We start from the raw sequence: 20,618 nt of genomic DNA on the forward strand, positions 1-20,618 counted from the left end.
CCTTTTCAGACCGGGATCCATTATGGAACTGCTATCCAGCAACGTTTGCTTTGGTGGCGAACACCGCCGTTATCGTCACACCTCCGCGAGCCTCGAGTGCTCGATGGAGTTCGCGGTGTTTCTGCCCCCTTCTGCCGTGGGCAGCTCGCCCAAGCCGGCGCCGGTGCTCTACTGGCTGTCCGGGCTGACCTGCACCGACCAGAACTTCATGCAGAAAGCCGGTGCCCAGAAACTGGCCGCGAAACTGGGTCTGGCCATCGTGTGTCCGGACACCAGCCCCCGGGGACTCAATCTGCCGGGCGAGGATGACAGCTACGACTTCGGCACCGGTGCGGGTTTCTACATCAATGCCACCCAGCAGCCCTGGGCTCCCCACTACCGGATGTATGATTACGTGGTGAAGGAACTGCCGCAGCTGGTGGAGAACGAACTGCCGGTGACGGACCTGCGATCGGTCAGTGGTCATTCCATGGGCGGGCACGGCGCCCTGATCTGTGCCCTGAAGAATCCGGGGCGCTACCAGTCAGTCTCGGCTTTTGCACCGATCGCCAACCCCACCGAGTGCCCCTGGGGCCAGAAGGCGTTCAGCGGTTACCTGGGAGATGATCACTCAAGCTGGGAGCAGTGGGATGCCTCCCTGTTGATTCCCACGGCCCGGGAGCGGCTGCCGCTGCTGGTGGACCAGGGGACCGCCGACGAATTTCTGGAAACCCAGCTGAACCCGGAGGCGCTGGCGGATATCTGTGAAAAGTTTCACCATCACATCAACCTGCGTATGCACCGGGGTTACGACCACAGCTACTTCTTCATCGCCTCGTTCATTGACGATCATCTGAACCATCATGCCAAAGCCCTGGGACTGACCTGATCAGCCCTGAAGGGTCCGGTGATACTGGAAGGCATTCTGCACGTGCTCCCGGATCTGTTTGTCGTCCCAGGGCTTGGTCAGGAACTTGTAGATCGATCCCTCGTTGATGGCTTCCGTTACGGATTTCAGGTCGGTGTAGCCGGATAGCACGATGCGGACGGTATCCGGGTGTATCCCCTTTACCCGGCTGAGAAACTCGGTGCCGGACATTTCCGGCATCCGTTGATCCGAGATGATGACCTGGACATGGTTCTCCGCCAACAGGCTGAAGGCTTCCTGCACGCTGGTGGTGGTCAGGATTCGGTAACCATCCCGGCGTAACACCCGGGTAAGAGCCCGCAGGATGTTTGTTTCATCGTCCAGCAGCAACAGGGTCTTTTCCGGGCTGTCCTGAACATCGGACGTCGTGTTGGCGTAGCCTCCCCGGGTGTGCATGTATTCTTCCAGCAGGTTGAGGGGCATGGGCCGTGCGAACAGGAACCCCTGGAGCAGATCGCACTTGTTCCGGCGCAGGAATGCGGCCTGGGCGTCAGTCTCCACCCCTTCCGCCACCACGTCCAGGGACAGGTGGTGGGCCATGGAAATCACCCCCTGGGTGATGGCGGCGTCACTGCGGTCCTGGATGACATCCCGGATGAAGGAGCGGTCGATCTTGATCTTGTTGGCCGGCAACAGCTTGATGTAGCTGAGACTGGAGAAACCGGTGCCGAAATCGTCAATGGCGATGCCCACCCCGAGATCCCTCAGATCATGCAGGGTCCGGATCACCTGGTCGGCGTCGTAGAGCACCGCCGACTCGACAATTTCCAGTTCCAGGGCTTCCGGGGGCAGGCCGGAGGCTTCCAGTGCATCGCTTACCGCACTAATAAAGCCGGCTTTGCGTACCTGCATGGGAGACACGTTCACGGCTACCGTGCAGTCCTTGAACCCGGCCTTATGCAGCCGCAGCATGTCTCTGCAGGCCTGCTCCAGAACCCACTGGCCCAGCGCGATGATCTGCCCGGTTTCTTCCGCCAGGGGCAGGAAATCTCCCGGTGACACCAGGCCCCGTTCCGGGTGGTTCCAGCGCACGAGGGCTTCCACTGCCCTGGCCTTGCCGGTGCGAGAATCGATCAGGGGCTGGTAATAGAGGGTGAGCCGCTCATTGTCGATGGCATCCTGCAGCTCGTTGCGCAGCTTGACCCGGTAACTGGCCTCGGTATTGAGTTGCTCGGAGAACCACTGGTAGGTGTTCCGCCCCATCTGTTTGGCCCGGTACATGGCCAGGTCGGCCTGCTGGATCAGTTCTGTGGGTTGGCTGATGCTGCCGTCGGTGGTAACGATACCTACGCTGGCGGTCAGATGCAGGTTTTCGTCGTTGACGTTGTAGGGCGCGGAAAGTGTGCGCATGATCTGTTCGACCACCATCAGCGCGTCTTCGTTGCGGGCCAGGTCCGGCAACAACATCACATACTCGTCGCCACTGACCCGCGCCACGGTATCCCCGGTCCGGCAGACCTCCATGAGTCGGCGGGCCACCTCGATCAGCAGCTTGTCCCCGGTGCGGTGCCCCAGGGAGTCATTGATCAGCTTGAATCCGTCCAGGTCGATGAACAGCAGGGCCAGGGTGCGGCCATGGCGCTGGGCGAAGCGGCAGGCCTGTTCCAGACGGTCTTCCAGCAGGGCCCGGTTGGGCAGCTGGGTGAGCACATCATGGCTTGCGTTGTAGGCCAGCTGGTTCTCGACATCCTTGCGTTCGGAAATATCATTCTGGACGCCGACGAAGTGGGTCACCTCGCCTTCGTCGTTGCGGATCGGCGACAGGTACAGGTCGTTCCAGAACGGCGTGCCGTCCTTGCGGAAGTTGCGTAGTACCACGGATGTCTCGCCCCCAGTGGAAAGGGCATTGCGGATCTCGGCGAGCGCCTGTTCGTTGCTCGGATCGTCGCTGCAGCCCTGCAGGAACCGGCAATTCCGCCCTACCGACTCTTCCGGACTGAAGCCGGTGATACGTTCGAAGGTGGGGTTCACATACACCAGCGGCATGTCCGGTTTCTGGGCATCGGCAATGACGATGCCGTTCGAGCTGGATTCGATGCACTGTTGCAGAAGCCGCAGCCGGCGGTTGTTGTCGATCTGCCGGGTCATGTCGGTGACCATCACCAGATCGAGGGGATGATGATCCAGTACAATACGCTCGGTGAGGAGTTCAACATAGAGGCTGTCGCCATCCCGGGTCCGATGCTCCTCCAGAATGCTGCCCTCGCGCAGGATGACGCCTTCCCGGGGCACGGGGCTGGTATTGCACCGCAGATCCGGCAGTGACAGGTCAACGGCTTCTTCGGTATGGAAACCATAGAGTGCCATGGCGACGCGGTTCATGGATTCGATACGCCCTGATTCGGGCTGCACCAGGTACATGGGTGCCGGATTGTTTTCGAACAACAGGCGGTAATGGGCCTCGCTGCTGGCCAGATCCTCGTTGGCGGCGGCCCGGTCTACTGCATAGCGGATGCTGCGGATAAGGGAATGGCCATCCAGCTGCCCTTTGATCAGGTAATCCGCTGCGCCGAGTTCCACCGCCCGGGCATCCAGATCGGCATCGCCCTGGCCGGTGAGCAGGATGAAAGGAGAGGTAATCCCCCGGTCCTGGGCTTCCCGGATGACATCCAGGCCGGAATCCGGACCCAGGCGGAGATCGACGAGGGTGACATCGATCCGCTCCTGCTCCAGGGTTTCGAGCCCGGCAGCCATGGTGTCGCGCCAGATCAGCTCAACGCCCGAGGGGCTGACGTCGTGCAGGAGATCCCGTGTGATCAGGTAATCGTCTTCGTCGTCCTCGATGAGCAGGACACGGAGCATCGGATCAGTCATGTTCCCTGTTAATCCACTGTTTTGTGAGTGACTCTACGACATCCAGCAGATCGCTGTATTTCCGGGGCTTGACGATATAGTCATTGGCGCCCCGTTGCTGGCAGAAGTCCCGGTCATCCTGATCACTGGATGTGGTCATGATGACCGTAGGCAGTACCTGCAGCCGGGGGTCGGACTTGATCTCCTGCAGGGACTGCCGGCCATCCTTGAGCGGCATGTTCAGATCCAGCAGCAACAGGTCCGGAACCGGACAGGTCTGGCCCTCGCGGTCCGGATGCTGACCATGGAGCAAATCCATCAGTTCTTCGCCATCGTGGACAAAGCACAGTGTGCAGTCGGCACACTGGTCCTCGAAGGCTTCCCGGATCATCAGGCAGTCGTCCGGGTCATCATCGGCAACCACCACCAGGGCGGGTTTTACAGGTTTATTCATCCTTGCTCTGCTCCTGGGTAGGACTGCTTGTGAACCGGATCCGGAACGTGGTTCCTTCGCCGAGTGCGCTAACCACGGTGATCTCCGCACTATGGCGATCCAGGATTTTTTTCACAATGGCCATGCCAATCCCGGTACCCACATACCCCTCCCGGCTATGCAGGCGCTGGAACGGGTGGAACAGTTTCTGGGTGTAGCGTGGATCGAATCCGATCCCCCTGTCCTGCACCACCAGCGTCCAGCCCGAGTCATCCACATCCTCAGCATAGACGGAAATTTCCGGAGGTGTGCCAGGGGCATGGAATTTGATGGCGTTGCTGAGCAGGTTCTGGAATACCTGGCGCAGCTGGGTCGCGTCTCCCACCAGATCCGGCAGCGGCTGAACCTTGATGCGGGCCTGCTCTCGGGTAATGGCGGTGTCCAGATCTTGTAGCACTCCGGTAAGGACGTCGTCCGTGTGGCACTGTGCCATCGGCTTGGCGCGGGTGGTGACCCGGGAGTAACTCAGCAGATCCTCGATCAGCTGCTGCATGCGCCCGGCGGCGGACTGCATGCGTTTCAGGTAGTCCTGTTCGCTGGGGCCGAACTGGTCGGACTTGGTCATCAGCCGGTCGGAGAAAGCCTGGATCTTGCGCAGGGGTTCCTGCAGGTCGTGGGATGCCACGAAGGCGAAATCCTGGAGTTCGCGGTTACTGCGTTCCAGTTCGGCCATGGCCGCTTCGAGTTTTTGTTGGGCTTCCTTGCGCTCCCGGATGCTGCGGTAGTAGACCGCGAGGCCCTCGTCGGACGGGTAGGCGCTGACTTCGAGCCAGTTGTCCAGGGGCGCGTAATAGGCTTCAAAGGAAACGGATTCGCCGGTGTCCATGGCATGGCGGTACTGGTCATCGAATTCTGTCCCGATGGCTTCGGGAAACATCTCCCACAGACTGTGACCGATCAGTTCTTCCCGCTTTTTGTGCAGGAGTTCCTCTGATTTTCGGTTGACGTAGGTAAAGCGCCAGTCGGCATCGAGGGTAAAGAAGGCATCGGTGATACTCTCGAAGATGTTCGCCTGTCGTTCTGCATAGCGCCGGATCTGCTCCATCGCCTGATGACTGGCGGTGATGTCCTGGAACGCCCCCTGAAGCTTTACTACCTTGCCCTCATCGTCCTGCACCGCATGACCGATGGACCGGACCCACCGAAGGTTGCCCTTGGCGGTTCGTATCTGCAGCTCCTCATCGAACGGAATGCCGGTTTCCATGCACAGTAGCACCGCTGCCCGGATCTGCTCCCGGTGTTCGTCGACATAGAAATTGATGGCGTCTTCCACGTCCGGCGCCTGTCCCCGGGGAATTTCGTGGATATCGCAGACGCCATCCGACCAGACCGATTGGCCCGTTGACAGGTCAACCACCCAGCCACCCAGCAGCGCCAGGCGCTCGGCCAGTTTGAGCAGGGTCTCGTTTTCCCTCAGCTTTTCTTCAATGGCCAGCTGTTCGGTGGTGTCCCTGGCGACCACGTAGATCAGGTCGTCGGCACTGAGAATAGCGTTGATCTGCAGCCAGTGCGGGTTGCCTTCACAGTCCAGGGCCCGAATCAGAAGGTCCTTGACCTCGTGGCCCTCGGTCAGTGATTGCACCGCCTCGATGACCTTTTCGTGGTCTTCGGTGTGGATCAGATTCATGTAGGAGCTGCCCAGCAGCTGGTCGCGGGTGTAGCCCAGGGTATGGACAAAGGTTTCGTTGAGCTCGAAGAAATGGCTGTTGAGGTCAACGATACAAAACATGTCCGGAGACAGTGCGAAGAACTGGTCCCGTTCCCGGGACAGGGTCTCATTGGTGGTCCGCAGCTCCCGCTCCTCTTCCAGATGCTGGTTCAGTGCGTCGTTCAGCTCTGCCAGGGTTCGGGCCCGTTGTTCGGACTGACGCCAGAAAAAATGCGACAGCATCACCAGGAAGCTCAGTCCCAGACCGGTGAACAGAACCGCCGGTGGCAGGTAGAGTTCGCCCGGGGGAAGGCTGCCTCTGCGGGTGTAGACCTCAATCCTGCGTTCACTGTCGTGGTGTGGCGTGATCCGATGGGAAGCCAGCAGGGATTCCTGGTCCGAGGGGATATCCAGTGCACTATCGAAAACAGCCTCTTCGTGGTGGTACACCTTGATGTGCAGGTTACCGTCATAATAGGCCGTCAACTTCTCGTAGACAGTCTGGAGATCCACCACGGCAAGAACTGACCACGAATACCCCGGGCCCGGAGTGATCGGAACGGCGATGGCTGCGTGATAACGGCCCTGATAGTCCTCCAGCGGCACACTCAGATGCGCGGAGCGGGATTTGATGATGTGATCGAGCCAATCCCGGTTTTGCTGGTCTGACAGGAAGATTTCCAGCCAGCCCCGGTAATCGAGGGTGCGGGACTCGATGCGCACCGGGCTGTGCTCCCGGTTGAGGATGGTGATCAGCCGCAGGTCCGGGAAGTCACGGAGGTAGCTGCTCACTTCCTGCTCCCAGAACGTCTGTGATGGGACACCGTCGAGCAGCTCCCAGCGCTCGGCGAGGCGGCGAATCAGGGCAAGCTTGATGTCGAACTCGGAGTTGGCAGAGGCCTCGAGCTGGCTCGCCAGTGACTCGGCCCGTTCGATCAGGCGCTCGCCGGATTGCAGGCGCAAGGCATGCCAGCTCAGTGTGGTGACCAGGATGCCCAGGATTCCGAGCACGAGCAGACCCTTGGAATAGAACTGCACTTCGCTGTGATAGATGGAGTACAGGAACGGCAGGGTCAAACCCGCAAGCATGACCAGGGGGCTGAGAACCAGGGTGGATTCGGTGATATTACCAAGCCCCAGACCGGACAACCCCGGATGCCAGTGGGATAGCAGGGACAGCAGACCGAGGCCGAACACCATCGGGCCGCAGACCAGCCCGACAAACCAGCCCCGGGACAGGTGCATGGCGGCCAATCCGCTCAGGCTGATCAGCAGAATTACCAGCATCAGTAACGGGTTGAGAGCGGCGATGTCCAGCCAGTCGCTCTTGGGTAAACGGGGCGCCAGCGTCAGCAGCGAGGCAAGGGCAATGAGGCCGAAGCCCAGGCCGGTCGCGAGCCAGCGGTAGCGCAACAACAGCGCCAGGAAGGCTGCGCACAGGGTTAACGCGATTAGTCCTCCTCCGGGACGCAGTGCCAGGCGACCGACGCTTTCCGGGCCGCTGACGCCGAAATCGATCAGGATGATCAGGCCCACGGAGCCCAGGGATATGGCCAGGGCGAGGGCCAGGCAGTACCAGAAGGCCGGTCGCTTGAGCGCATTAACCATGGAGTACCTGAGGTCCCAGCAGGCGCAGGATTTCGTCGGCGGTGGTCAGACCGTCGCGCAGTTTTTCCAGGGCATCGTCCAGCAGCACCATCATGCCCTTTTCCCGGGCCAGGGTCTCGATCTGCATGGCGCTGGCGCCTTCGGTAATGGCAATCCGGAGCTCCTCGTTCATGGTCAGCACTTCGTGAATGGCGACCCGGCCCTTATAACCCTTGTGACATTTCTCGCAGCCCCGGCCCCGGAAGAAGCGCAGATCCTCACTCAGAAACTGCGGCCCCAGTTGCTCAAGAACCTCTGTGGGCCGTTCGGTCTCTTCCCGGCAGTGGGTGCAGATCCGCCGCACCAGGCGCTGGGCAATGATGGCTTCCAGCGCCGAGGCCAGCACAAAAGGCTTCAGGCCCAGATCCAGCAGCCGCGCCACGGTGGCGGCGGCGGAACTGGTATGCAGGGTAGAATAGACCAGGTGGCCGGTCATCGCCGCGTGGAAGGCTACATCGGCGGTTTCCTCGTCCCGGATCTCGCCCAGCAGGATCACATCCGGATCCTGGCGCAGGATTGCCCGCAGGACGCTGGCGAAATCCAGTCCGATGCGGTCCTTGACCGGCACCTGGCCGGCCATGTCCACGTGGAACTCCACCGGGTCCTCGATGGTGACGTAATTGCGCTCCGGTGAGGCATTGTGCTGCAACAGCGCATACAAGGTGGTGGTCTTGCCGCTGCCGGTGGGGCCGGTGGCCAGGATGATGCCCTGGGGCTTGGCGATCACGTGCTTGAGCCGGGCCAGGTTGTGCTGCGACAGGCCCAGGTCTTCCAGGGACTGCGCCGAGGACTGGCGCTCCAGCACCCGCATGACCACCTTTTCGCCATTGATGGTGGGCAGGGTGGAGATCCGCAGGTCGACAATGCGCATCGGGGTCTTGACGGTGATCCGGCCATCCTGGGGCCGCCGCCGCTCGGTGATGTCCAGTTCGGCCATGACCTTGATGCGCGAGACCACCGACATCAGCAGGTTGGTGGGAATGTGGATCTTGTCCTGAAGCACCCCGTCAATGCGGTAGCGCACCACCAGTGATTTGGTGCGCGGGTGAATATGGATGTCACTGGCGCCCAGGCGCAGGGCTTCGAGGATGATGGCATTCACCAGCCGGATCGCCGGCGGTTCCTCGGAGCTGCCCAGCAACTGTTCCAGGGATTCCTGGTCGGTGTCCTCGTCCAGGACGATCTCGATGCCCTCGTAGGGATCATCAGAGCCCACCTTGGTGGTGATATCTTCCAGATCGTTGGTGTCGCCAAAGATCTCCGCCAGCTTGGTCTGCATTTGCGAGGTTTCGCACAGCAGGGGGTGGACGGTGTAGCCGGTCATGAACCCCAGTTCGTCGATCAGGTTGATGTCCATGGGGTCCACCATGGCCAGGCGCAGCCGCTGGCCGCTGACCCGCAGTGGCAGCACCAGCTGGCGGGTACAGATCTTCTGGGGGATCAGGGACAGCAGGCTGGGGTCCGGCTGGAACTCCCTCAGGTCCACCTCCTCGAACAGCATCTCGTCCCGCAGCAGTTCGAAGACCTTGGTGAAGTCGACCCAGTCGTGCTTGAGCAGCTGGCGTACCACCGGTGTCTTCTGGCTCTGCATTTCCCGGTGCAGCTGCTGGATCTGCTGGGGGTTCAGCCAGCCTTTCTTGTGCAGCAGGATGGCCAGCTGGCTGCGGTTGGTGGCGGTGAGCTTGCTGATGGTCTCCAGGTCCCGGCCCTGTTTCTGGGTCTGTTGTTCCAGGCTCCGGTTGCGCTGCATCAGCTCGTACTGTTCCAGTGCCAGGGCAATGGTCAGGCGGATGTCGTCGTCGTTCCAGGGTTTGAGGATGAAGCGATAGACCGCGCCGTCCTTGATCGAGCCCATCACCGCGTCGGTGTTGGCGTGGCCGGTGAGCATGATACGGATCGTCTGGGGCCAGCGCTCCCGGACCTCCCGGAGCAGTTCGCTGCCATTCATGCCGGGCATCATGAAGTCGGTCATGATCAGCTCGACCGGCTGCTTTTCCAGGATTTTCAGGGCCTCGGCACCGCTGCGGGCGAACAGCAGTTCGTAGTTCTCCCGCTGGAACACCCGGCGCAGGGAGGCCAGGATGTTGGGCTCGTCGTCCACCAGCAGCAGGCGATAGGGCGCGGCGCGCTTCGCCGGCTCCGGGCCCGGATCTTTGTCGGTGTCGTTTCCGTAGAACAGGGATGCGTAGCGATTTGCCATTCAGGAACCTTGTTTGACTGGCAGTGTAAGGACGACGCGGGTACCCGCCCCCTCCTGGCTGTCGAGTGTCAGTTGGCCACTGTGGGCACGGACTGTATCCCGGGCCACGGTGAGTCCCAGTCCGGTGCCGGAGCCCACCGGCCGGGTGGTGAAAAAGGCATCGAAAACCTGGCTGCGAACCGCCTCCGGTATGCCGCAGCCGTTGTCCTGGATGATCACCTGGATACTGGTATTGTCGGCCAGGGTCCTGACCAGGATGCGGCCATCGTCACCGACCGCCTGGGCCGCGTTGTCCAGCAAATTGAAAAGGGTCTGGGACAGCCTGGAAGGATGGCCCGGGATCCTGGGCAGCTCAGCCAGGTTCTCCGTGATGTTCAGGCGGTGGTCATATTCAGTCTGTACCAGGTGGCAGGCGCTTCGCAGCAGGCTGTTCAGGTCGCACAGGGCGTTGTCGGCCTGGTCGATGCTGGAGAAGGTCTTCAGGTCAGCGACGATGCGGGCAATGCGGTCGGTCCCCTCGATCGACTCGCTCAGCAGATCGTTGAAATCCTCCAGCAGTTCCCGGTTTTCCGCAGTCTCTGCCAACAGGGGCTCGAGGTTCTGGACATAATCCCGGGCCACCCGCAGGTTGCTGCTGATGAACCCGACGGGATTGTTGATCTCGTGGGCGACACCGGCCGCCAGGTGGCCAACGGAGCGTAACCGGGCACTCTCGTACAGTTCCTGCTGAGCCTGGCGGATCACGGCGACCTGTTCATCCACTTTCTGCTGCAACTGGTCGGACAGTTCCCGGTACTTTGCCTCGGATGCCCGGAGGGCCTCGTTCTGGCGCTGAAGCTCCGCATAGCTGGCTTCGGTGGTGTCATGGTGGATATTGGCGGCCAGCCGGTACTTGGCCACGAACAGCATCAGGAACGACACCAGTTCGGCCGCGGCCTCCCGTTCCCCCGCAGAGGCACCACCGCCCAGCCAGCCGACGGTTTCCAGGTTGAATTCCACCGGAACAGCATCCCCGCTACGGGCTTCGCTGATCATAACCGGCTCGCGGCACAGGGCGCTCAGCCCGTTGCTGAGTCTCTGGAGCTGATCCGGATCCAGCAGGTCGGACAGCGTCGGATCGTCCTCGAAGTTACGCATCACCCACTCCGTGACTGGCGCTCAGTCGGCCGATAAAAGTAGCCCGGTCAATGCCGTGCTTGCCGACAAGGTCAAACTCGGCATCGATGCCCGTGTAAAGTCGGTCGAGCAGAGCCTGGAAGGTTTCGATGACACCCGTGCCCTGCAGGGCGGAGGCCATGGCCAGCGGTGCCCAGGGCGTTCCGGCCCAGCGTGCCTGGAGTTCGGCCTCGTCGACCACCGCCGGGAGGTCGCGCTTGTTGAATTGCACCACCATGGGCAGGGTGTCGATATCCAGCCCCACTTTGTCCAGGTTCTCTTCCAGGTTACCGAAGGCGATGGCGTTGTTGTCCTGCTGGGCGACCTGGGAGTCGGCCACGAACACCACGCCGTCGGCACGGGACAGTACCGCCTTGCGGGTGCTGTCGTGCTGGACCTGGCCGGGTACGGTATAGAGCTTCAGCCTCAGGTCCAGTCCGGAGCGGCTGCGCAGGCCGATGGGCAGCATATCGAAGAACAGGGTGCGGTCGTCCCGGGTTTCGAGCACCATCAGCTCGCCCTTGCGCTCCGGATTGAGCAGGGAATGCAGCTGCATCAGGTTAGTGGTCTTGCCGCTCAGGGCCGGGCCGTAAAACACAACCTTCAGGGCAAGCTTGTTATCTTCCGGGCTGAAATCAGGCATTGCGCAGGTCCGGTTCAGTCATCGTCGCCAATCAGCACCGAGCCGTCGGCATCGCGCTGGACCCGGGTGATGCCGGGGTTCTCGGCCTCCAGTCGCAACAGCTCTTCCTCGCGGGCCCGGAGCATGTCTTTCTGGCGGTTGTTTTCCTCCCGCAGGCGCTGGTTTTCCTTTTTCAGCTGATACAGATCGATGGCCGAGCGGATGGCACTGACCACTTCATGGTCTTCCCAGGGCTTGGACAGGTACCGATGCACCTCTGCCTGGTTGATGGCCTTGATCATGGAGTCCCGGTCACCATAGGCACTGAGCACCAGGCGGATGGCATCGGGCTGGCGCTGTTTGGCGAACTGCAGGTAGGTGACGCCGTCGGCGGTGGGCATCCGGTAATCCGAGACAATCGCGGCGTACTCATGTTCCTGGAGGCTGCCGAGCGCTTCCTCGACATTGTCGTAGGTGTGCACCTCCCAGCCCTCGGGTTTGAGCAGCCGGCGCAGGGCGCTGAGAATGTTGCGTTCGTCGTCCACCAGCTGGATCTTGATCATGGCTCGTCTCCGTGTCGCCGGGGTTATTCGTTATCGGTGTCTGGCTGAGTAACTGGCAGGGTCAGGCGGAAGCAGGTGCCTTCACCGGGGGTGCTGTCCACGTCGAGGCTGCCCTTGTGTTTTTCGATGATGTTGAAGGACAGGGAGAGGCCCAGGCCCGTACCTTTGCCAACCGGCTTGGTGGTAAAGAACGGCTCGAAGATCCGGTGCCGGTGTTCGGGCGATATGCCTTTACCAGTGTCGTGCACTTCGATGATGACATGGTCGCCCTCCTGGCGGGTGCGAATGGTGATCCGGCCAAAGCTTTCAATAGCATGGGCGGCGTTGACCAGCAGGTTCATCACCACCTGGTTGATCTGGGAGATGATACATTCCACCTCCGGCAGCTCGTCGAACTCCCGAACGACCTCCGCCTTGTATTTCAGTTCGTTGTTGACCACGTTCAGGGTGGTCTCGATGCCCCGATGGATATCCGCCGGCTTGAACGCTTCCTCCTCGATGTGGGAGAAGTCCTTCATCGCCGCGATGATGGTCTTGACCCGCTCGATGCCTTCCCGGGACTCCGCCAGCAGATCCCGAAGGTCATCCCTCAGATAATCGTAGTCAATGTTCTGCTTGATCAGTCGGAGGTCATCAAGGGATCTGGCGCTGTCCACCGCCTCGGTCAGCCGGAACAGGTCGTTGAGATAGGTGTCCAGGGTTTGCAGGTTTGAATAGACGTAGCCCACGGGATTATTGATCTCGTGGGCTACGCCGGCGGCAAGCTGGCCAATGGCCGCCAGTTTTTCCGACTGAAGCAGTTGCTGGTTGGCCTGTTCCAGGCGGGCGTTTAGCAATTCCTGGTCTGACTGGGGAGTAGGGGCGTTGGACATAGACAACCGTAACCTTGAAATTTCAGCTGATCCCAGTATAGATGCCCGTTTTTTACCGCTTGGTAAAGTTTGGTTTCCGGAGTGCGGAGTTACGTTATCAATTCCCTGTAGCTAGTGTGGGTTTTCCGGTCCGTTCCGGGGAATGCCGCGTATGAACCTGTACGTACCATGAAACATTATTAAAAAATAGCCAGACATGACGACCTGTCGGACTTGTTGGGCTACGCTTTGGACCACCACGCGACCCATGTCGGAAACCTTTTCCAATGTTCCAACGCCTTAGATCGGATTTTCGCCTGTCCATCATCAGTTTGTTGGGCCTGTGCGGTTTTCTGGGCATTACGCCTTTTGCTGTGCTTCGCTTCTATCAGGGTAATCTGACGGCGGGAACGTTGGACGTTCTGATCCTGAGTGGGCTGTGCGGCAGCGTCGCGCATGCCTGGTGGACCGGTGATACCGGCCGCAGCGGCCTGGTCATGGCGATCATCGCTTCATTCGGAGCGGTGCTAATGGCGGGTCTGGTGGGCGATCCTGGATTGTTCTGGCTATACCCTTGCCTGGTTACCAGTTTTTTCCTGACACCCCCCCGGGTTGCCATCGCCATAAATACTACCGCCGTCTTGCTGATGGTAACCCAGGTCAGTGCGTTCTCAGGCATAGAGCAGATGGGTTCGTTTGTGTCCACGGCACTGGTGGTCAGTGCTTGCGCCTTCATTTTTGCCAATCGCAATGAGGACCAACGGCGGCGCCTGGAGCATCTGGCGACCCTTGACCCGTTGACCGGGGTGAAGAATCGACGGGCCATGGACGAGGAGTTGGAAATTGCTCAGGCCCATGCGACCCGCACCGGAATCTCCTGCGCGCTGATCCTGCTTGACATCGATCATTTCAAAAAAATCAACGATGAGTATGGCCATGGTGTAGGTGATGCTGTCCTCGTCGATCTGGTCAAGGTACTGCGCAAGAACACCCGCAAGTCGGACCAGTTGTTCCGGTATGGCGGTGAGGAGTTTGTCCTGCTGCTCCCGGGCGTCGACGGCAATGGCCTAAAGACTGTCATTGGTAACCTGCAGCATCTTCTCCGCAAGCATGTGAAGCATCCTGGTGGTGCAATAACAGCGTCTTTCGGCGTGGCCGAGCTGGATTGGGGCGAGCGCATCGATAGCTGGCTTGCCCGCGCCGATCATGCCCTGTATCAGGCCAAGGAAACCGGCCGTGATCGGGCTGTATTTGCGGAACCGAGGATTCGGGCGGTAGCTCAGCCGGCCTGACCCGGAGTGTAGCGGAACAGGCGCCAGCCGAGCAGAAGGCTGGCGGAGGTCAGGCCGCAGGTCAGACCCACCCAAAAGCCTGCTGCCCCCATGGCGGGCACGATCCAGTCTGTGAAGGTCAGGGTGTAACCCAGGGGTAGTCCGATCCCCCAGAACGAAAACAGCATGATGAACATGGGTATGCGGGTATCCTTGTAACCCCGCAGGGCGCTGATGCAGGTCACTTGCACCACATCGGCCACCTGGAACAGGGCCGCAAAGCCCAGCAGGGCGACAGTGACCGATCGAACGTCTGCCTCCCCCGAATACAGGGCGGCAATTTCCGGGGAAAAGGTGTAGAGCAGGGTAGCAAAGACCAGGGCAATGGCTGCCGCCAACGCCAGCGAGCTTCGGGAAATGAGCCTGGCGCTGTCCGGCGCCCGGGCGCCGATCAGGAAGCTCACCCGCAGAGTCAGGGCCATGCCCAGGCTCAATGGCAGCATGAACAGCAGCGATACCACGTTCAGGGCAATCTGGTGGCCCGCGACCACCACCGGGCCTAGCGGCGCCAGGAACAGGGCAATGACCGCAAACATGCTCGCCTCGACGAAAATAGTGAAGCCGATCGGCACGCCGATTCGCAGAATGTACCCCAGGCCCGCCCGGTCCGGGGCGGCCCAATCGGCAATAAGGTGGAAGCTCCGGTACAGCCGGCTCCCGTTCAGGTAGACCAGCATCGCCACCGCAGCAAAGCCATTGGACAGTGAGGTGGCCCAGCCACAGCCGATGCCACCCATGGCCGGAAGCCCGAGCTTGCCATAGATGAAGATGTAGTTCAGGGGCAGGTTGATCAGCGTACTGAGTACGGAAAATGCCATGATCACCCGGGTGTGCCCCAGGCCGTCCGTCAGTCCCCGCAAGGCGGTCATCAACAGCATGGCCGGAACACCCCAGGCAAAGGCATCCAGGTAACCCTGGGTGATGCGGGTGGTATTGGCGTCCAGTTCCAGCAGGGTGAGCACCGGCTTCACATTGATCAGCAGCAGGATCATGATCACCGAGCCGCCGGCGGCCAGGTAGAGGCCCTGCCAGGTGGCCGGCATGATCTTTTCACGGCTGCCTGCGCCGTTGTAGCCGGAGATGATCGGTTGCAGGGCGCTCAAGGCCCCCATGAAAAACAGGAACAGCGGCATCCACAGGCTGCTGCCTATACCCACGGCGGCCAGGTCTTCGGCGCTGGCATGACCGGCCATGACGGTATCGATCACCCCGTTCGCCATCTGGGCAACCTGCGCGATGAGGATCGGCCCGCCAAGAATGGCCAGGGTACGCCACTCGGCAAGGACCCGGGTCAGAAGCGGTTGCCGGGCTTCGGGTAATGGCTGGTGGGTTTCGTCCATCTTGGCGTTTGGTTCCCGGATCTCAGTATCAAACAGGCCTGCATCCTACCCGAAAAGCAGTTACAGTACGCGCCTCGGTTAATGGGAGAGATTATCAACATGGGTTTGCTGATTTTTGTTACGGTTCTCTGGGCGTTCTCCTTCAGCCTGATCGGAGAATTCCTTGCCGGGCAAGTAGACAGTGATTTTGCGGTGCTGACACGGGTCCTGATCGCGTCACTGATCTTTCTGCCCTTTACCCGCTGGCGCGGTGTGCCGTCCGGACTCAAGCTGGGTATTCTGGTGACTGGTATGCTGCAGTTCGGGGTGACCTATCTGTGTCTCTACCGCTCGTTCAGCTACCTGACGGTTCCGGAAGTCCTGTTGTTCACCATTTTCACGCCCCTGTATGTGACGCTGATCGATGACGCACTGTTCCGCCGGTTTTCGCCGGTGGCCCTGCTGGCTGCGGCCATTGCTACCCTTGGGGCGGGGATCATCCGGTATGACGGCCTGAGCCAGGACTTCGTCACCGGTTTCCTGCTGCTGCAGGTGGCCAACTTTACCTTTGCCGCCGGCCAGGTGGGCTACAAGCACATCATGCAGCGGTATCCGCTGGATCTGGGCTCGTTCCGGACCTTCGGTTATTTCTTCTTCGGTGCACTGGTCATCGCGCTGCCTTCGTTCCTGATCTTCGGTAACCCGGAGCGGCTGCCTTCCACTGGTCTGCAGTGGGGTGTGCTGGCATGGCTCGGATTTGCCGCCTCGGGCCTGGGGTTGTTCCTGTGGAATCGGGGCGCCTGCAAGGTGGATGCCGGTACCCTGGCGATCATGAACAATGCCCTGGTACCGGCCGGCCTGCTGGTTAACCTGTTGATCTGGAACCGGGATGCCGATCTGCTCCGGCTGGCCATTGGTGGTGCGGTCATCGTCTTTTCCCTGTGGGTGAATGCCCGCTTCCATCCCCGGGCCCGTCTGACGGCGACTGCCTGATACAAGCCGGCACTGGCATCGGCACGTCAGTGCTGGCAGAATCGCGACCCAACAGCCCGGGCCTGCCCCGGGCGCTCGATCCTCTTTCAATTCCTTAGCCAAAAGCACAGGAAATCAACATGTCTCAATCCAACTCCGTGTCGGGTAACGGCGATTACACCGCCCGTGGCCTCTGGTCGTCCCGGCTGGCGTTCATTCTGGCGGCTACCGGTTCTGCCGTTGGTCTGGGCAACGTCTGGAAATTCCCGTACGTCACCGGTGAGAACGGTGGTGGCGCCTTTGTCCTGGTGTACCTGCTGTGCATCGCCATCATCGGTATCCCCATCATGATGGCCGAGGTGTTCATCGGCCGGAACGGTCGGCACAACCCGATTACCAGCTTCCGCCTGGTGGCCGAGCGCAACCTCGCCTCCCCGCTCTGGCGGATCTCGGCGATCGTGGGCATGCTTGCGGCCTTTATCATCCTTTCTTTCTATTCGGTGATTGGTGGTTGGGCCGCTTCCTACATTGGTCACGCCGCCGCCGGTGACTTCACCGGTGGTACTGCCGAATCCATCGGCGACCTGTTCGGTGGCCTGCTCGGCAGCCCGGTGCAACTGCTGATCTGGCACACAGTGTTTATGGCATTGGTGGTGCTGGTGGTCTCCCGGGGTCTGAAGGGCGGTCTGGAACGCGCTGCGACCATCCTCATGCCGGCGCTGTTCATACTGCTGCTGGTTGCGGTGGGCTATGCCACCACCACCGGGCATTTCGGTGAGGCGGTCAGCTTCCTGTTCAGTCCGAACTTCGGCGCCCTTACCGTCAGCGGTGTGCTGGTTGCCCTCGGCCACGCTTTCTTCACCCTCAGCCTGGGCATGGCGATCATGATGGCCTACGGCTCCTATCTGGGCCGGGATGTGTCCATTGGCCGCACCGCCATCAGCGTCGCGATCATGGATACCGGGGTTGCCCTGCTGGCGGGCCTGGCCATTTTCCCGGTGGTGTTTGCCAACGGTCTTGAAGCCGGTGCGGGCCCCGGTCTGATCTTCCAGACCCTGCCGCTGGCGTTTGGCAACATGCCCTTTGGCAGCCTGTTTGGCGCCTTGTTCTTCGTGCTGTTGCTGTTCGCAGCCTGGACTTCGGGCATTTCCCTGCTGGAGCCGGTGGTCGAGTGGGTTGAGGAAAAGACCAGCCTTGCCCGCACCGGCAGCGCAGTTCTGGTAGGTCTGCTGTGCTGGGCACTGGGCATTGCCTCGATTCTGTCCCTGAATGTGTGGTCCGATATTACCCCGCTGGCCATGTTCGACCGTTTCGAGGGCAAGACCATCTTCGATCTGCTGGACTACGTCACCGCCAACATCATGCTGCCGCTGTCCGGCCTGCTGACGGCCCTGTTCGTGGGCTGGTTCGTGGCCCGGGAGTCACTCAAGTCCGATCTGGCGCTGACCGGTGGCGCCTTCGGCCTGTGGTACAACCTGATCCGGTTCGTGACCCCGATTGCCGTAGTGATCGTGTTCATCTACAACCTGATGGCCTGATCCCCCCAGTTGCCGCCAAACCAGGGGTCAGATGAAAGTTTTCATCTGACCCCGCTTTAACTCCCGCCCCGGTTGCCGTCCTCGGCCTGGCCGGGAACCGGAAACAAAAAGCCCGACGGAGGATGTCCGCCGGGCTTTTTGTTTGCCCGTCAGGAGTGCCTGGTTAGAAGAACAGGTCCGGTAGCCAGGTGGCAATCTCCGGGAAGATCATGATCAGGATGATGCCGATGATCTCCACAATGACAAAGGGGATGATCGACTTGTAGATATCCTTCATGGTGATCGACGGTGGCACGATGCCCTTCAGATAGAACAGGTTGAAGCCGAAGGGCGGCGTCATGTACCCGATTTCCATGTTGATCACGAACAGGATACCGAACCAGATCGGGTCGAAGCCCAGGGATTCCACGATCGGCATGAAGACCGGCAGGGTGATCAGCATGATGCCCACCGGGTCGAGTACCATGGCCAGCAGGAACACGATCACCATCATGGCGATGATGATGCCCCAGGGACCACCGGGGACCATGTTCATCAGGCTCTCGATCAGTTCCTGGGCGCCCATGCTCTGGTAGGCGGCGCTGAAGGCGTGGGCGGCAAACAGGATCCACATGATCATGCCGGTGAGCTTGAAGGTGCGGATCGCCGCTTCCTGCAGGATACTCCACTTGAACTGTTTATAGACGGCGGCCGAAATCAGTGCGCCCAGTACGCCCATGGCGGCGGCCTCGGTCGGAGTGGTAATGCCGCCGATGATGGAACCCAGCACCATAACGACCACACCGATTGGCAACAGCACCGCCCGCAGGGCCCGGAATTTTTCCGGCCAGGTGCCTCTTTCCTCTTTGGGCAGGGCGGGGGCCAGCTCCGGCTGCAGGTGGCAGCGCACGATGATGTAGATGGCCGTCAGGACCATCAGCAGGATGCCGGGCATGATGCCGGCAGCGAACATCTGGCCCACCGAAACCCCGGTGATCAACGCATACAGGATCATCAGGATGCTGGGCGGAATCAGGATGCCCCAGCCACCACCGGTATTGATGACACCAAGAGCCATGCTCTTATCGTAGCCGCGTTCGAGCATGGAGGGCAGGGCAATGGTGCCCATGGCCACGACCGCGGCGCCGCTGATGCCCACCATGGCGGCGAACACCGCACAGATCCCCAGGGTGCCCAGGGCCAGGCCGCCTCTGAGGCCGCCGCACCAGAGGTGCATCATCCGGTACAGATCCCTGGCCACGCCGGTGCGTTCCAGGATCATGGCCATGAACACAAACAGGGGAATGGCCACCAGGGTGAAGCTTTCCATGGTGCCCCAGATCTGGGAAGCCACCATGTAGAAGGAATCAAAACCCCAGGTGAAATAGAGGAACACCACGGACACGCCGCCCAGCACAAACGCCAACGGCAGGCCCAGCAGCAGGAAAAACAGCAGTGCGCCGAAGAACAGCAGGGTCAGGGCTTCAATACTCACAGCTGCTCTCCTTCGGAATCAGACTCTTCGGGGGTGTAGTAATCCAGGTTGAAGGCCACGGCGATGTCCTCAAGCAGCTTCACCAGGCCTTGCAGGACCAGCAGTGCCGTACCTACCGGAATCGCCAGCTTGACCGGCCAGATGGGCGGATTCCATGCGGAGTAGGAGGTCTCCCAGCTGGACATGGACTCCCGGGCCATGTCGATGCCGAACCAGAGCAGCGCAAGAGTGAAGATGAAGAATACCGTGGAGGTGACGATGTCCAGCACCGCCCGTTTGCGCGGCGCCAGGTGGGAATGCAACAGGTCGACATTGACGTGGCCCCGGTGGGCCATAATGTAGCCACCGGACATCACCGCATAGATACCGAACAGCATCTGGGTCAACTCATTGGTCCAGACTGTCGGCGAGTTGAACAGGTAGCGGAAGCCCACCTCAAGCAGCAGGAACGCAAACATCGCGAACACGAGCAGGGCTATCCAGCGCCCGACGACATCATTGAGACGGGTTACCCCTCTCATGAATGCGGCAATCATCACACCCATGGTTCTCTCCAGGAGGACGTTGGTTGTAGTCAGGGACAAAAAGGCCGGAGTGCTGGACTCCGGCCCGGGTTATTCCGATGGCTGATCAGAGGTAGCCGAGGTCGCTCAGGTAGCTCTTGAGCATGTCCAGTGCCTTCTGGGCATTCTCGCTGCGCTTGCCTTCCTCGTCCCACATTTGCTGGGCGGTTGCCACCAGCTTGTCCTGCACTTCATCCGGAAGAACGTTGACCTGTACTCCCTGCTCGGCAATGGCCTTGGCCAGAGTGATGCGTTCCTTGTACTGGTACTCGTTGGTGCGGACCCAGAACTGCTCGTTCAGGGCATCCTTGACGATCTTCTGCATGTCTTCCGGCAGCTTGTCCAGGGCCTTCTGGCTGACGATGATGACGTCGGTGCCGGCGATGTTCAGGGCCGGTTGCACGTGGTACTTGGCGACCTCGTACAGACCCATGCTGTAAGCACCCTGGGAAGCACCCCAGTGGGCGCCGTCGACAATGCCAGAATCCAGCGCCGAGTAGAGCTCACCGCCGGGAATGTAGGAGGCAGCGGCACCGGCCTCG

The 20,618-nt window shown here is 60.7% G+C and carries 16 protein-coding genes; 4 read left to right on the plus strand and 12 right to left on the minus strand.

Annotation, left to right across the window (positions count from 1 at the left end; translation table 11 throughout):
• Nucleotides 1-22: 22 nt before the first annotated feature.
• Entirely contained in the window at nucleotides 23-868 is an 846-nt protein-coding gene (gene fghA / locus ACESMW_RS10080; RefSeq protein ID WP_372986900.1) for an S-formylglutathione hydrolase, read from the plus strand.
• Here fghA and ACESMW_RS10085 read toward each other — a convergent pair whose 3' ends face one another.
• From ACESMW_RS10085 to ACESMW_RS10120, 8 genes are read right to left on the minus strand one after another with little or no spacing between them, the layout of a single operon-like run.
• The gene (locus tag ACESMW_RS10085; RefSeq protein WP_372986901.1) at nucleotides 869-3,721 is read right to left on the minus strand and encodes an EAL domain-containing protein; all 2,853 of its coding nucleotides are present in this window, start codon (nucleotides 3,719-3,721) and stop codon (nucleotides 869-871) included.
• Nucleotides 3,714-4,154: a response regulator gene (locus ACESMW_RS10090; RefSeq protein ID WP_372986902.1), complete on the minus strand. Its 441-nt coding sequence runs from the start codon at nucleotides 4,152-4,154 to the stop codon at nucleotides 3,714-3,716. Before ACESMW_RS10090 ends, ACESMW_RS10085 begins: the two co-directional genes overlap by 8 nt.
• Nucleotides 4,147-7,449 carry a PAS domain-containing protein gene (locus ACESMW_RS10095; protein ID WP_372986903.1) on the minus strand — a complete coding sequence of 1,101 codons (3,303 nt, stop codon included), beginning with the start codon at nucleotides 7,447-7,449 and terminating at the stop codon, nucleotides 4,147-4,149. Before ACESMW_RS10095 ends, ACESMW_RS10090 begins: the two co-directional genes overlap by 8 nt.
• The gene (locus ACESMW_RS10100) at nucleotides 7,442-9,688 is read right to left on the minus strand and encodes an ATPase, T2SS/T4P/T4SS family (protein WP_372986904.1); all 2,247 of its coding nucleotides are present in this window, start codon (nucleotides 9,686-9,688) and stop codon (nucleotides 7,442-7,444) included. Before ACESMW_RS10100 ends, ACESMW_RS10095 begins: the two co-directional genes overlap by 8 nt.
• The gene (locus ACESMW_RS10105) at nucleotides 9,689-10,825 is read right to left on the minus strand and encodes a sensor histidine kinase (RefSeq protein WP_372986905.1); all 1,137 of its coding nucleotides are present in this window, start codon (nucleotides 10,823-10,825) and stop codon (nucleotides 9,689-9,691) included. It abuts the gene before it with no gap.
• A complete protein-coding gene (locus ACESMW_RS10110) occupies nucleotides 10,818-11,486 on the minus strand; it encodes a GTP-binding protein (protein ID WP_372986906.1) in 669 nt (222 codons plus the stop codon). Before ACESMW_RS10110 ends, ACESMW_RS10105 begins: the two co-directional genes overlap by 8 nt.
• A 14-nt stretch (nucleotides 11,487-11,500) precedes the next feature.
• Entirely contained in the window at nucleotides 11,501-12,028 is a 528-nt protein-coding gene (locus tag ACESMW_RS10115; RefSeq protein ID WP_372986907.1) for a response regulator, read from the minus strand.
• Nucleotides 12,029-12,051: 23 nt separating this feature from the next.
• Nucleotides 12,052-12,900 (minus strand): sensor histidine kinase, encoded by an 849-nt coding sequence (locus tag ACESMW_RS10120; protein WP_372986908.1) that lies wholly within the window; start codon nucleotides 12,898-12,900, stop codon nucleotides 12,052-12,054.
• Between the two features lie 266 nt (nucleotides 12,901-13,166).
• Here ACESMW_RS10120 and ACESMW_RS10125 point away from each other — a divergent pair, with 266 nt between their 5' ends.
• Nucleotides 13,167-14,171 (plus strand): GGDEF domain-containing protein, encoded by a 1,005-nt coding sequence (locus ACESMW_RS10125; RefSeq protein ID WP_372986909.1) that lies wholly within the window; start codon nucleotides 13,167-13,169, stop codon nucleotides 14,169-14,171.
• Here the strand turns inward: ACESMW_RS10125 and ACESMW_RS10130 are convergent.
• Nucleotides 14,159-15,550, minus strand: coding sequence for an MATE family efflux transporter (locus ACESMW_RS10130; protein ID WP_372986910.1), 1,392 nt, complete (start codon nucleotides 15,548-15,550; stop codon nucleotides 14,159-14,161). The genes ACESMW_RS10125 and ACESMW_RS10130 overlap by 13 nt on opposite strands.
• Nucleotides 15,551-15,649: 99 nt before the next feature.
• Here ACESMW_RS10130 and ACESMW_RS10135 point away from each other — a divergent pair, with 99 nt between their 5' ends.
• On the plus strand, nucleotides 15,650-16,522 hold the full coding sequence (locus tag ACESMW_RS10135; protein WP_372986911.1) for a carboxylate/amino acid/amine transporter: 873 nt from the start codon (nucleotides 15,650-15,652) through the stop codon (nucleotides 16,520-16,522).
• A 119-nt stretch (nucleotides 16,523-16,641) separates the two neighbouring features.
• Entirely contained in the window at nucleotides 16,642-18,039 is a 1,398-nt protein-coding gene (locus tag ACESMW_RS10140) for a sodium-dependent transporter (protein WP_372986912.1), read from the plus strand.
• 163 nt (nucleotides 18,040-18,202) lie between these two features.
• Here the strand turns inward: ACESMW_RS10140 and ACESMW_RS10145 are convergent, their stop codons facing one another.
• From ACESMW_RS10145 to dctP, 3 genes are all read right to left on the minus strand, one after another.
• Entirely contained in the window at nucleotides 18,203-19,513 is a 1,311-nt protein-coding gene (locus ACESMW_RS10145) for a TRAP transporter large permease subunit (protein WP_372986914.1), read from the minus strand.
• Nucleotides 19,510-20,058: a TRAP transporter small permease subunit gene (locus ACESMW_RS10150; RefSeq protein ID WP_372986915.1), complete on the minus strand. Its 549-nt coding sequence runs from the start codon at nucleotides 20,056-20,058 to the stop codon at nucleotides 19,510-19,512. The genes ACESMW_RS10145 and ACESMW_RS10150 overlap by 4 nt, the downstream gene beginning before the upstream one ends.
• A gap of 85 nt (nucleotides 20,059-20,143) precedes the next feature.
• Nucleotides 20,144-20,618: TRAP transporter substrate-binding protein DctP (gene dctP / locus ACESMW_RS10155; RefSeq protein WP_372986917.1), on the minus strand; the 475-nt coding region annotated here is incomplete at its 5' end.

The sequence above is a fragment of the Marinobacter sp. genome, assembly GCF_041690455.1.
GTDB lineage: Bacteria > Pseudomonadota > Gammaproteobacteria > Pseudomonadales > Oleiphilaceae > Marinobacter.